Below are 11,822 nucleotides of genomic sequence, written 5' to 3' on the forward strand. Positions count from 1 at the left end.
CGCGCTCTCAGACTCACCGCCGCTCCACGCCCCAGCCCTGGCCCTGGGGCCGGGCCAGCTGGCCCGCTTGCCAGTCCAGACCCACAAACGGGTCGTCGGCCAGCAGCAGGGCGCCGTCCAGGTCGGCCCAGTCGCAGGCACCAGCCAGCGCCGCCGCCGCCGCAATCCCCAGACTACTTTCGATCATGCAGCCCATCATGACGCTCAGCCCGCCCTCGCGCGCCAGCCGCAGCGCCCGCAGCGCCTGAAGGGGACCCCCCAGCTTGGCCAGCTTGAGGTTCACCCCATCAAAGGCGCGGGCCAGCGCCAGCACGTCGCCCACATGGTGCAGGCTCTCGTCGGCCACGATGGGCACGCTCGACACCGCCCGCAGGGCCGCGTGACCGTCCAGGTCGCCGGCGGCCAGCGGCTGCTCGACCAGCTCGGCGCGCGCGGCGGCCAGCACGTCCAGCATCCGCCGCGCCTGGGCCCGGGTCCAGGCGGCGTTGGCGTCCACCCGCAGGGCTACCGCCGGCGCTTCTTCCCGCAGGGCCTCCACGATGGCCTCGTCGTGGTCGGTGCCCAGCTTGACCTTGAGGACCCCGTGCCCGCGCGCGGCCGCCTCACGGGCCTGGCGGCGCATGTCGTCCAGCGCAGCGATGCTGACCGTATAGCTGCTTTCGGGCAGGGGCGACGGGCTCAGGCCCAGCAGTTGCCAGGCGGGCAGGCCCACCGACTGCGCGCACCAGTCCACCGCCGCCATTTCCAGGGCACACCGGGCGCTGGGGTGCCCCTGCGGCATCAGGGCTTTCAGGCGGGCGTGGAGGCCGTCCCAGTCCCAGGGGTCGGTCAGTGCCTCTGCCAGAAGGGGCAGCGTCGCCTCGACCGTGCCCCGCGTCTCGCCGTAAAAGGCGTTCGGGGCGGCCTCGCCCTGGCCAGTGACGCCCCCCTGCGTGAACGTGACAAAGGTGCGCGGGTACACGCTGTGGGTCCAGCGGGCAATCCCGAACGGCTGCGCGGTGTGCAGCTCGTGGGTCTTCCAGCTCAGGCTCACGCCGGCCACCGCCCGAAGCCCTGCAAACTCTCCTGCAGCCGCGCGCCGTACTCGCCCTCGCCCAGCGTCTCCACCGTCACGCGCATGTGGGTGGCGTTGGCATGCACCAGGCGCTGCCCGTCCAGCATGACGCCCACATGCCCCGGAAAAAAGGCCAGGTCGCCGCGCTGCGCCGCGTCCACCGGGGTCAGCGCCGCCCGCTGCTGGTCGGCGTCGCGCGGGAGGGGCCGTCCAAAGGCGCCGTAGACCAGCTGCGTCAGCCCCGAGCAGTCCAGGCCCCAGGCGCTGCGCCCCCCCCAGACATACGGCGTGTCCAGCAGCCGCAGGGCCAGCGCGGCGGGGTCAGCGTCGGGCAGGGGTGCAAAGGCCACCTCCTGCACCCAGGCGTCCTCGCCGCCCGGCAGCAGGACCGGCACCCAGCGGCGGCGGTCTTCCTCGACCACCTCGCCGGGGCTGCGCCCCACCTGCGCGCCGTAGGCCAGCTCGGCCACCGGCCGGCGGCGCATGCTGGGGCCCGCGTAGGCGTGTGCCCGCAGCGCGGTGACCGTCCAGCCCTCCGGGCCGGCGGGGTGGTGGCGCAGCGTCTCAGCCGGCGTCCACCCCAGGTAGCCGTCATGGAGGGTACGCACCCGCGCCCAGCCGTCGCGGTTTTCCCACAGGAGGCTCAGGGCTTCACCGGGCAGCGCCTCGGTGACCTGCTCGGCGTCGGCCTCGGGGGCCGCCCGCAGGCTGACGCGGGCGGCCTGCGCCCACATGGGCCGGCTGCCCAGATACCGCCAGCCCTCGCCGGGCAACTGGCCCCGCAGGCTGGCTTCTGCCACGCGGTTGTCGAGGTCAAAGGCATGCAGCCGTGGGTCGAGGGCGAGATCACTCACGCGCCCCAGCCTAGCCCACGCGGGGGCCGCCGCCCTTACAGGCGCGTGGTCAGCCAGCGCGCCCAGTGGCCGCCCGCCACCCCCGCCCGGACCTCGGGCGGCAAGGCACGGAGCAGCTGCGGCACATCGCGGTAGCGTTCCAGGCCCGCCGGCGTCTTCTCGGCGCCAAAGCCGCCGTCCAGGTCGGTGCCGAGGCCCACATGCGCCCAGCCCACCAGATTGGCGTAATGCTGGGCATGGGCGGCCAGGTCGTCCGGCGGCACCCGGTCCAGGCTGCCCAGCGGCAGTGGCCGCAAGAAACGGTTGAGGCATACCAGCCCAATCACGCCGCCGCTCTGGGCCACCGCACGGGCCATGTCGTCACTCAGCTGCCGGTTGCCCGGCACCAGCGCACGGGCATTGGCGTGGGTGGCCACCAGCGCCGGCCCCAGTTCAGCAGCTTCCCAGAACGAAGCGTCGTCCATGTGCGACACGTCCAGGGTCAGGCCCAGCGCGGCCATGCCCTGCACTAGTTCACGGCCCGCCGGGGTCAGAGGTCCGGGGGCATCGGTGCCGCCGGCAAAGCGGGTGCGCCCCCAGGCCGGCCCGATCAGGCGCACGCCGGCCTGATGCCAGAACGGCAGGTCGTCGGCGTCCCGCACAGGGTCCGCCCCTTCCATCAGCAGGACCACGCCCAGCGGGGCAGCGGGGTCGGCCAGGTGGGCGGCCACCGCCGCCCCGCTGGTCAGCAGCCGCAGGTGCCCGGTGTCCTGCCAGCGGCGGTACTGATCGAGCTGGCTCAGGGCCTGGGCCCGCGCGCCGGCGTGGTCGGTGTAACCGTGTGGACTGTCCGGCGTGCGCGGCAGGGCAAACAGGGTGCCCAGACACACGCGCACCTCGGCCGCCCGCAGTTCGGGGAATGACACCGTGGCGCGCTGCCCCAGCACCGGGTCGCGGGCCCGCAGGGCGTCCAGTTCCAGGGTCAGGTCACGGCCATCCGCCGCATTCATGGCGAGGTCCAGGTGCCCGTCAATCAGCACCGGCCACCGCCTCAGGCACCAGCGCCAGCACCGCGCGCAAGTCATGCAGGGCGCCTGGGGCCTGACCCGTGAGGTCAATCTGGGCCCCCTGCATCCCCAGGGCGCGCGCGGCCTCGACATTGTCCAGTTTGTCGTCCACGAACAGCACCTGCTCGGGGGGTAGGCCCAGGGCGCCGGCGGCGTGCAGGTAGACCCCGGCGTCCGGCTTATGCACGCCCACCACGCAGCTGGCCACCGCCACGTCCACCAGGTCGGCCAGGCCCACCGCCTGCAGGGTGCGGTCAATGCTGGGCAGCGTGTTACTCAGGACCCCCACCTTCAGGCCGCGCGCACGCAGCTCGGTCAGCACCTCGCGGGCGTGGGGGACCGGCTTCATATAGGCCTCGTAGGGGTAGGCCGTCATGAGCTGCTCGGCGGCCTCAGCCGGCAGGCCCAGGCGGCCGGTCAGCTCGGTGCCGTACTCGGCCCAGAACGCGGCCTCGTCCTCATCGGTGCGCAGGTGCCACCACGTTAGGGCGCGCGCCGCCCACTGGTCCCGCAGCGCGCCCAGCGCCGCGCCTGTCTCCAGGCCAAACGTCTGGGCCAGCCACGCGGCCGCCTCGCGGTAGACCCCGGGGTCGGTGTAGGCGATGGTGTCGTCCCGGTCAAACAACACCGCGCGCAGGCTGGGAAGGGTCATGCCCGCCATGCTATACGCCGCGTGGGCCAGGCAGGGGCTAAAGAGGAGGCGACGCTAGGTGGCACCCTCCCAGGCCAGCACCTCCAGCCCGGCCACGGTTTCAAAGCCCAGGGCCGCGTACAGAGGCCGCCCCATCTCGGATGACAGCAGGACGCACCGCCTGACCCCCTGCGAGGCCGCCGCCCCAATGAGGGCCTGCACGACGGCGCGCCCCAGCCCCCGACGGCGAAACTCAGGCCGCGTGACCACGTTGTCGAGCACGACATCCTCTCCCCAGATCACCGCGCGGCCATACACCGCCGGGCGACCCTCCACCTGAAGCCAGATGTAGATCCGCGTCGGGTCCTGCAGGTGGCCCACAGGCGCAAAGTCCCGGCCCAGGGCCTGATTGACCTCCAGAGCCTCGGCTTCGGTCCTGACCTGCTTGACGGGGAAAGCGGGCGGCGTCGCAAAGGCCTGGGCCGTGACGGGCACTTGCATCAGGAATTCGTGCGTGGGGGCGCCGAAGCCCTGCCCCCGCAGTGCGGAGGTCTGGTCTGTGGTCCACCCAAACCCGCTGACCCAGAGTGGCGGGGCCAGCGCTATCAGCTGATCAAGAACCAGTGCAGGTGCGGCGCCATACACGAAGGCTTCGTGCTGCCGCAGCCCCGGCGCGCCGCCCGACGAGAGCAGCGCCCAGCCGGCGGCGACCGTCAGGCGGCTGCGCTCATCGCCCAGCAGGTGGAGATAGGCCGGGAGGAAAGTGTCTTCCAGTAAAGGGGCAATTCGGGGGTCAGGGGTCATGGTTCCTTGGCGGCGAGGGGGGCGAGGTCAGATAGGTGAGCACCAGCATACGGCGCCCTCCCCATGCGGCGAAGCATCAGGCGAGTCCTCCCGCCCACCTTCTCGCAATTCAGCAGCCTATTTGGTCATGTCGCGCAATTTTAACCTCTCTGGCTTGCCTAAAACCTCTCTACTCGCAATCCTGTTGCCAAACCTCCCCAGAATCCGTTAGCCTGAAGCCATGTCCGACCCGCAGCCCGACCACACCCTGCTGACGCCTGGCCCCACCCCCATCCATCCGGCGGCCCTGCGCGCCCTGACGCGCCCCATGCTGGGCCACATGGACCCCGAGGTGTTCGCGCTGAACAGCGAGATTCAGGCCGGGCTGCGGACGATGTACGGCGCGGCCGAGGGCACCTTTACCGCGCTGCTGGCCGGCACCGGCAGCCTGGGCATGGAAGCGGGGTTTGCCAATCTGGTCGAACCGGGCGACGAGGTGCTGGTGTGTGCCAACGGGTCCTTTGGGGCGCGCATGGCCGAGATGGCCGGCCGCTACGGCGCGCAGGTGCGCCTGGTCACGGCGCCGCTGGGCCAGCCGATTGACCCGGCCGACGTGGCCGCGCAACTGGACGGCGTGAAGATGGTCGCGGTGGTTCACGGCGAGACGAGTACCGGCGTGCTGAACCCAGTGCCGCAGATTGCGGCACTGGTGCGGGGCAGCGGCGCCCTGCTGACAGTGGACGCGGTGACCACCGCCGGCATGGAACCGTTTGACATGGCGGGGTGGGGCGTGGACTACGCCTATACCGGTGCGCAGAAATGCCTCTCGGCGCCGCCCGGTCTGGCCCCGGTGGCCATCAGCGAACGGGCCTTTGCCCGCTTTCATGCCCGCCGCACGCCCACGCCGCTGTGGTACTGCGACTTTGAGGGCCTGCGCGACTACTGGGACCGCCACAGCTATCACCACACCGTGCCGGTCAACCTGCATTACGCCCTGCACGCGGCCCTGCACGCAGCCCTGGACGAAGGCCTGCTGACCCGCCAGGCCCGCGCCGCCCAGATTGGCCAGGCGGTGCAGGCCGCCCTGGCGCCGCTGGGCTTTACGCCATTTGTCGTCAATCCAGCGCACCGCTTGCCCACCGTGCTGGCCCTGCAGCTGCCGACCAGCTTTGATGACGCGAGGGTCCGGGCCGCGCTGCGAACGCGGCACATCAGTGTGACCGGCGGCCTGGGGCCCACTGCCGGCCAGATCTGGCGCCTGGGCCTAATGGGCGAGACCGCCCGCCCAGCGCCCTACCTGACCTTGCTGGGCGCCCTGGAGGAGCTGCTGGGCGAGCGGGGTCTGACGACGCGCTTCCTCGACGCTCTGGAACCTGCGCTGGCCTGAAGTCAGGCAGGAGGTTAAGGGGACAGAGGCAGCCCAGATGTGGCTGCCTTACCAGGTGTGACTGGCCGAAGACCGGGGCTGCAAGCCGGTTCGTACAGCATCCTCTGAGCGGGCGTTTGAGCGAATCTTGCTCCCAGACGGCGAAGTGGTCTGCCCGATTGCGTACCGTTCTGTCTTCTGCACTCTGTCACCCTTCAGCGCATGACCCAGAACGGTGTTGCGGCTCGGCCCCTCGCTCTCGTGACTGGCGCGTCCGCCGGCATCGGCTGGGCCTTCGCGCACCGCCTCGCCGCTCAGGGCTACGACCTGAGCGTGGTAGGGCGCCGGGCGGAGCGGCTGGCAGAGCTGGCTGCCGAACTGCCTGGTGCCCAGGTGCGCCCGGTCGTGGCTGACCTGGGCACCGATGCGGGCATTGCGGCTGTGGCCGACCTCTGCGCCAGTGAACCGCTCGCGCTGCTGGTCAACAACGCGGGTGTGGCCCACTACATGCCGCTGACCCAGTTGCCGGCTGACAAGGCAGCGGAACTGCTGCACGTCAAGGTCATCGCCCCGACGATGCTGTCCCGCGCGGTCGTCCCTGGAATGGTGTCGCGCGGCACAGGCACCATTATCAACGTGGCGGGTATGCTCGGGTTCGGTGCTGCCGCACCCCCGCAGGGCCGCGTGACCTACGTGGCCACCCTCGCCCACCTGATCGCGCTGTCGCAGGCCATGCACCAGGAACTCAGTCCGCAGGGGCTTCAGGTGCAGGTGCTGTGCCCCGGCGTGGTCGCCACTGAATTCCATACGAGGCAGGGCTTTGACCTCAGCGCCATTCCGAGGATGTCGGCAGACGACGTGGTCACCGCCAGCCTCAAGGGGCTGGCCCTGGGTGAAGTGATTTGCGCGCCTGGGGTGGAAGACGCCGAACTCCTCAAGACCGTGGAGCAGGCCGAGCTGGCTGCGTTTCACGGCCAGTCGCCGGAACTGGCGCAGCGTTACCGGAACTAGCGGCAGAGTCTGCCAGCGGCGCCCTCCGAACTGGAGGGCGCCGCTAGCTCTCTGGTGCACCTTTCCCTCAGCCCATGCGCCCGGTGCGAATCACGTCGGCAATGACCGGCGGCAGGTTCCAGGCCATGATGTCAAAGGCGCTGGAGGCAAAGTCATAGGTGACCTTGTGCAGCGAGACCTTGGGCTTGCGGCCCACGCAGTCCACGATGGCCACGTCAGCGCCGGGTTCGTGGTTCAGGGTCAGGCCCACGCTGCCGGGGTCTACAAAGGTGGTGTCGCCCAGCACCCGCACAAACGGCACATGCGAGCCGCCCACCACAATCACCCGCGCGCCCAGCGAATCGGCCAGGGCTTCGAGTTCGCGCTCGGGGGCCATCAGGTCCAGGCGCTGATCGGGCGCGTGGGGGCTCCCGTGGAAAAAGCGCACGCGCCCAATCGGCGTGGTGATGCGCCCGCCCGGCGGCAGGCGGCGCAGGAAGTCCATCTGCTCGGGGGTCAGAATCTTTTTCGTCCAGGTCAGGACCTGGTCGGCCACCCCTTTGCGGTCGCTGCGGTCGCCGAGGTCAATCGCCACGCGCATGTCGCTGGAGCCCAGGGCCGTGACCCAGCCCTCGCGCCGCACGAAGTCAATCACGGGGCCAGGGCTGGCGCCGTAGCCCACCAGATCGCCCACCACGATGACCTGGTTGACGATATTCTCGTTCAAAAAGCGCTTGACCGCCGTCAGCGCATGAATATTGCCATGAATGTCACTGAGGAAAGCCACTCGCAAAGTACCCTCATCCTAGAGCATCTGCGCGCGTCTGTGCCGCCGCGCCCCCCCCAGAGTCCCCCTATCATGGCAGCGATGCCCCTTCCCGCCCTCGCCTTTTTGCTGGGTCTGGGTCTGGCCGCCTGTGGCCTGCCCCTGCCCTGGAGCGCCCTGAGCGCGCTGCCCCTGGCCGCCATTCTGCTGTTTGTCGCCCGAGCCGAGCCGCCGCGGCAGGCTGCGGGCCGCCTCTTCTGGGCCGGCTTCGGGTACTTTGCGCTGCACCTGTGGTGGCTGGGTGCTTTCGTGGCTGACCTGTTTGGCCTGGCGCCGCTGGGCCTCCTGGCTGGCCTGCTGTTTGCGCTGGAGGGGGCATTCTTGGCGGCGATGGCCTTCCTGGCCACCTCGCTGACCCGCTCTACTCCCGGGCGCGTGTGGACCCTGGCGGGCGGCTGGGTGCTGCTGGAATGGCTACGTTTTCTGGGCCCGCTGGCGTTTCCCTGGCCGACGCTGGGCTACACGCTGCTGCCCACGCCCGCCATTCAGATTGCCGACCTGGGCGGGGTGCTGCTGGGCAGTGTGCTGGTGAGCTTTACAGCGGCCGCCCTGGCCCATGCTTGGCTGGGTTGGCAGCAGGGGAGAGCGCCGCTGCGCCCAGCCATGCTCGCCGCTGTGGGCTGGGCATTGGCGCTGGGCTATGGCCTGACCCGGACGCCGGGCGAGGGGCCTGAACAGCCCATGCGGGTGATGCGGGTCACGTTCGACTCGTTTGCTCGGGCGGCTGATGCGCTGACTGCTGAAGAGGAATTCCCTCTGCAGCGCAAGGCCAGCCTGGACCGCCCCGCTGGCAGTGTCGTGGTGTGGAGCGAGAGCGCCATTCGGCAGGACAATGCCCAGCCGGGCGCGCGCGTCCCTAATTTCCCTGGACCTGGGCTGAGTGGGACAGGTGGCACCGACTGGCTGACCAGCAGCACGGGGCAGACCACCTTTCGTCAATACAACCGCGTCGCCAGCCTGAACGCCCGTGGTGAGGTGCTCACTCTCAACGACAAGGGGCGCCCGGTGCCCTTTGGAGAAACCAGACCTTTTGAGTTGGTGCTGTCGCCGGTGTACAACCTGCTGGGGCGGGTGCTGGGTCTAGAGCTTGGGAATATCCAGGGCGCCCAGACCCTGACGCCCCTGGCATTGAACGGCGTGCAGTACGGCGCCTACATCTGTTACGACAGCGTGTTTCCCTGGGTGTCGCGCACGCTGGCCAACAAGGGCGCAGAACTTCTGGTTAATCCCAGCAACGACGGCTGGTACAAGGGCTGGGGCGTGCAGCAGCATTTCAACATGGGCCGGGTGCGCGCCATCGAGACCCGGCGCTGGCTGGTGCGGAGCGTGAACAATGGCGTGGCCGGCAGCGTGGATGATCTGGGCCGCCCGGTGCAGACAGTGCAAAGTGGTGACACAGTGCAGGTGCTTGATGTCCGGCCCAAACGCCTGAGCGGCACCACCCTGTATATGCGCCTGGGCGACTGGCCAGCGCTGCTGCTGGCGCTGGGTATGGTGGTTTACGGCTGGCGGCAGCGGGGGCGAATTTGGTAGCGACATGGGTGGCATAATCGAGGCCGCTTTTGTTTGGGTTTGGCGGGTACGACCAAGCACATGCCTCAACGCTGAGAGCACTGATGAGCTGCAGATTGTCGCGTCCACGCATACATTTGGCAGTCAGCCCTAAGCACGTGTAGGGCCAGCCGCTGCCTGCGGAGCGAGTTGTACTCGACGATAGAATGGGTTGTTGACGTCATTAATGCTCAGAACGAAGCAACGCCACAAACTTCGCTTCCGTTGATAAGGCATGTTATCATCGTCATCTATGGCCGAGAGTCTCACGCTGTATGCCGGTGACCGCCTGGCCCAGGCCCGTGCGCTGGCTGGGCTCAGTGACGAGGCGCTGCGGGTTCAGGCCGTAACCGCCGCCCGCGACAAATCGTTTGAGGACCTGTGGGCCTTGACGCTGGCGTACCTCAGCAGCGAGACCAGCGCTGGAGTGCGCCTTAGCCCCCATACGCTACGGGCCTACCGCAAAGGCCTGGAGGTTCTCCTAGAACACGCCGCCGCCAACGCCTGGAACCTGCTGCGTCCTGGCCGCCGCGAGCCGCCGCTGTATGTGGCGGCGCTGACCGCCTCCGGTCTCAAACCAGCCACGGTGCAGGCGCGGGTGGCGGCGGCGGGCGCCCTGTACCGGGCGTTGCGCTGGGCCGGTGCCACCGACGCCGACCCTTTTGCCGATGTCAAGCGCCCCAAAGACCGCACGCGCGGCGTGGTCAAGAATCCGCCCTACCGCGAGGAATTTGTGCAGGCGCTGCTGCTGGAGGCGGACCCACACGAGGCGGCGCTGCTCCTCCTGCTGGCCCACGCCGGATTGCGGATTGCCGAGGCGCTGGCCGTCACCTGGGCCGATGTCAATCTGCCGGGTCGCCGCCTGCTGGTGGCGCACGGCAAGGGCGACAAGGCGCGGATGGTTCCCCTCAGCGCGCGTCTTCGTGAGGCCCTGAGCACCTTGCAAGCGCAGCCCCATCAGGCCAGCGACTTTGTGCTGCCGCTGCGCGCTTACTCCAGCGCCTACGAGCGGTTGCAAAAGCTGGCCCTAAAATGCGGCCGCGAACACGAATTCCGGGGGTTTCATGCTGGGCGCAAATACGCAGGCACCCAGCTCTATGCTGCGGTCAAGGATTTCACGCGCGTCGCGGGCTTTCTGGGCCATGAGCAGGTAGATACGACGCGGCGCTATGTGGAGTTGCCAGAAGACGACTTAAATGACGCAGTGGAACATTTTTGACTAGGGGCTCAACTCCTCACGGTCGCTTTCTCACCCCTTCCTGGCCATTCTGTGAGCCTGCCTTTTTTCACTGTGCAGGCGCGGGATTTAAATCCCTTTCAAATGACCCATGGTCAGGTTTCCAGATCACCACGCTGGGCCGCCGTGAGGAACCGGATGGCGCCCGGCAGGATGCGCGCCTGAAACGGTGTGGTCTCCACATGCAGTTCGCCGTCGTACTGCAGCGGAAACGGGTCGGCAGCGTCCACCTGAATCTCACGGGCTTCCAGGGTCTCTAGGTTACCGCTGAACATCGGGTCACCCAGGTTCAACTTGGCCCGCACCGAATCAATCAGGTTGGGAATCAGGCGCATGATGTTCCCCGCCTTCATCAGGATGACGGTAAAGCGGCCGTCGCTGGGGCTGATGTCGCTGGTGATGGGCAGGCGGTAGTTGGCCATGCCAAAGTTGGCAACCATCACGCCGATGCCTTCAAACTCGCGCGGCTCGCCGTCAATGACCAGGTTGAAGATGGTCTTCTTGGGGTTCAGTTGCCGCATGGCACTCATGACGTAGGCCAGGGCACCAAAGCGCTCTTTGAGTTCCTCGCTGTCCCGGATCATGCTCGCGTCGGCGCCGGCGCCGGCCAGCATGCAAAAGCCGCTCTTTTCGCCCTTGACCTCAACCTCGCCCATGTCCAGGCGCAGGCTGTGGCCTGCCCGCACCACCTCCACCAGGGCGGGGGCGTCCTGCGGCAGGGCGAGGTTCTGGGCGATCAGGTTGGCGGTGCCGGCGGGAAACGCCAGCAGCGGCACATTGCGGTTCCGCGCCGAGTAGGCCGCGCTGCTGACGGTGCCGTCGCCGCCTGCGGCCACTAGCACGGTGAAGGTTTCCAGGTCGTCCAGATACGAGGCCATTGGGGTGTCGTGGCGCAACTCGCGTTCAGTCACTTCGGCGCCTTCGGCGCGCAGCAGGGACAGAAAGAGCGGCAGCTGACTCTCCCCGCTGCCACTCTTGGGGTTGAAGACCACCAGGAGGCGTTGGCCGCGCAGTGAAGAATCAGGCGTAGAGACGGTCATCGGTTGTATTAGACTGCGGGCACGGAGGCTCAAACATGCTGCGTTTCTTGGTTGCTTCTTTAGTGTTTACCGCCACGCTCTCGGCGTGTGCGCCCGCTCAGCAGGAACAGAGGGTCACGGTCACGCCCATGCTCATCAAGGTGTCGGAGGCGGCGGCACGGGGCGGCACGGTGACTGTTCAGGGCCGCTACCTGGGTGGCCCCAGCACTGGCCGCGTGCGCCTGGGCGCCGACGAGCGCGGGCAGGGCGGCTACCTCTTCCCGGCGTCAGCCGTGCAGTCGTGGACCGACAGCCAGATCGTTCTGACCATTCCCGCCGACGCCCCAGTGGGGGGCAGCTGGCTGTTCGTGGAGGTGGCGGGCCGCCAGTCCACGGGTCTGCCCTACAGCGTTCGGCAGTAACCCCGTTTCGTTCCGGCGTGGCCCCACCTCCTTGGCTGGGGCC

General features: G+C 68.7%; 12 protein-coding genes. 5 read left to right on the plus strand and 7 right to left on the minus strand.

The genetic code is table 11. The features are described from left to right. Window positions 1–13: 13 nt before the first annotated feature. Genes K7W42_RS09690 through K7W42_RS09710 form a run of 5 tightly spaced genes read right to left on the minus strand, consistent with a single transcriptional unit; the run spans window position 14 to window position 4,389 of the window. Window positions 14–1,042, minus strand: coding sequence for a dipeptide epimerase (locus tag K7W42_RS09690; RefSeq protein ID WP_224574298.1), 1,029 nt, complete (start codon window positions 1,040–1,042; stop codon window positions 14–16). After that, on the minus strand, window positions 1,030–1,908 hold the full coding sequence (locus K7W42_RS09695) for a C40 family peptidase (protein WP_224574299.1): 879 nt from the start codon (window positions 1,906–1,908) through the stop codon (window positions 1,030–1,032). The genes K7W42_RS09690 and K7W42_RS09695 overlap by 13 nt, the downstream gene beginning before the upstream one ends. A 35-nt stretch (window positions 1,909–1,943) precedes the next feature. Further along, window positions 1,944–2,897, minus strand: a complete 954-nt coding sequence (locus K7W42_RS09700) for a dipeptidase (protein ID WP_255639180.1) — start codon at window positions 2,895–2,897, stop codon at window positions 1,944–1,946. 19 nt (window positions 2,898–2,916) lie between these two features. Then, entirely contained in the window at window positions 2,917–3,606 is a 690-nt protein-coding gene (locus K7W42_RS09705; protein WP_224574301.1) for an HAD family hydrolase, read from the minus strand. A 54-nt stretch (window positions 3,607–3,660) separates the two neighbouring features. Continuing rightward, complete coding sequence (locus K7W42_RS09710; protein ID WP_224574302.1) at window positions 3,661–4,389, minus strand: GNAT family N-acetyltransferase; 729 nt, start codon at window positions 4,387–4,389, stop codon at window positions 3,661–3,663. Window positions 4,390–4,609: 220 nt separating this feature from the next. Here K7W42_RS09710 and K7W42_RS09715 point away from each other — a divergent pair, with 220 nt between their 5' ends. Together K7W42_RS09715 and K7W42_RS09720 are read left to right on the plus strand one after the other, a co-directional pair. Beyond that, on the plus strand, window positions 4,610–5,755 hold the full coding sequence (locus tag K7W42_RS09715) for an aminotransferase class V-fold PLP-dependent enzyme (RefSeq protein ID WP_224574303.1): 1,146 nt from the start codon (window positions 4,610–4,612) through the stop codon (window positions 5,753–5,755). A gap of 201 nt (window positions 5,756–5,956) precedes the next feature. Next, on the plus strand, window positions 5,957–6,745 hold the full coding sequence (locus K7W42_RS09720) for an SDR family NAD(P)-dependent oxidoreductase (protein ID WP_224574304.1): 789 nt from the start codon (window positions 5,957–5,959) through the stop codon (window positions 6,743–6,745). A gap of 67 nt (window positions 6,746–6,812) precedes the next feature. Here K7W42_RS09720 and K7W42_RS09725 read toward each other — a convergent pair whose 3' ends face one another. Continuing rightward, window positions 6,813–7,517: a metallophosphoesterase family protein gene (locus K7W42_RS09725; protein WP_157460749.1), complete on the minus strand. Its 705-nt coding sequence runs from the start codon at window positions 7,515–7,517 to the stop codon at window positions 6,813–6,815. Between the two features lie 75 nt (window positions 7,518–7,592). Between K7W42_RS09725 and lnt the strand changes: the two genes are divergently transcribed. Both lnt and K7W42_RS09735 read left to right on the plus strand, forming a co-directional pair. Next, a complete protein-coding gene (gene lnt / locus K7W42_RS09730; protein ID WP_224574305.1) occupies window positions 7,593–9,083 on the plus strand; it encodes an apolipoprotein N-acyltransferase in 1,491 nt (496 codons plus the stop codon). Window positions 9,084–9,354: 271 nt separating this feature from the next. Then, window positions 9,355–10,320, plus strand: coding sequence for a tyrosine-type recombinase/integrase (locus K7W42_RS09735; protein ID WP_224574306.1), 966 nt, complete (start codon window positions 9,355–9,357; stop codon window positions 10,318–10,320). A 113-nt stretch (window positions 10,321–10,433) separates the two neighbouring features. Here K7W42_RS09735 and K7W42_RS09740 read toward each other — a convergent pair whose 3' ends face one another. Beyond that, window positions 10,434–11,378 (minus strand): diacylglycerol/lipid kinase family protein, encoded by a 945-nt coding sequence (locus K7W42_RS09740; RefSeq protein ID WP_224574307.1) that lies wholly within the window; start codon window positions 11,376–11,378, stop codon window positions 10,434–10,436. Window positions 11,379–11,413: 35 nt separating this feature from the next. Here K7W42_RS09740 and K7W42_RS09745 point away from each other — a divergent pair, with 35 nt between their 5' ends. Next, window positions 11,414–11,779, plus strand: a complete 366-nt coding sequence (locus tag K7W42_RS09745) for an IPT/TIG domain-containing protein (RefSeq protein ID WP_157460745.1) — start codon at window positions 11,414–11,416, stop codon at window positions 11,777–11,779. Window positions 11,780–11,822 lie beyond the last annotated feature (43 nt).

The sequence above is a fragment of the Deinococcus betulae genome, from assembly GCF_020166395.1.
GTDB lineage: Bacteria > Deinococcota > Deinococci > Deinococcales > Deinococcaceae > Deinococcus > Deinococcus betulae.

Coding starts and splice junctions, on each gene's coding strand:
- K7W42_RS09700 (WP_255639180.1), bottom strand. CDS start 2,897: ATGAATGCGGCGGATGGCCGTGACCTGACCCTGGAACTGGACGCCCTG.
- K7W42_RS09705 (WP_224574301.1), bottom strand. CDS start 3,606: ATGACCCTTCCCAGCCTGCGCGCGGTGTTGTTTGACCGGGACGACACC.
- K7W42_RS09710 (WP_224574302.1), bottom strand. CDS start 4,389: ATGACCCCTGACCCCCGAATTGCCCCTTTACTGGAAGACACTTTCCTC.
- K7W42_RS09715 (WP_224574303.1), top strand. CDS start 4,610: ATGTCCGACCCGCAGCCCGACCACACCCTGCTGACGCCTGGCCCCACC.
- K7W42_RS09720 (WP_224574304.1), top strand. CDS start 5,957: ATGACCCAGAACGGTGTTGCGGCTCGGCCCCTCGCTCTCGTGACTGGC.
- lnt (WP_224574305.1), top strand. CDS start 7,593: ATGCCCCTTCCCGCCCTCGCCTTTTTGCTGGGTCTGGGTCTGGCCGCC.
- K7W42_RS09735 (WP_224574306.1), top strand. CDS start 9,355: ATGGCCGAGAGTCTCACGCTGTATGCCGGTGACCGCCTGGCCCAGGCC.
- K7W42_RS09740 (WP_224574307.1), bottom strand. CDS start 11,378: ATGACCGTCTCTACGCCTGATTCTTCACTGCGCGGCCAACGCCTCCTG.
- K7W42_RS09745 (WP_157460745.1), top strand. CDS start 11,414: ATGCTGCGTTTCTTGGTTGCTTCTTTAGTGTTTACCGCCACGCTCTCG.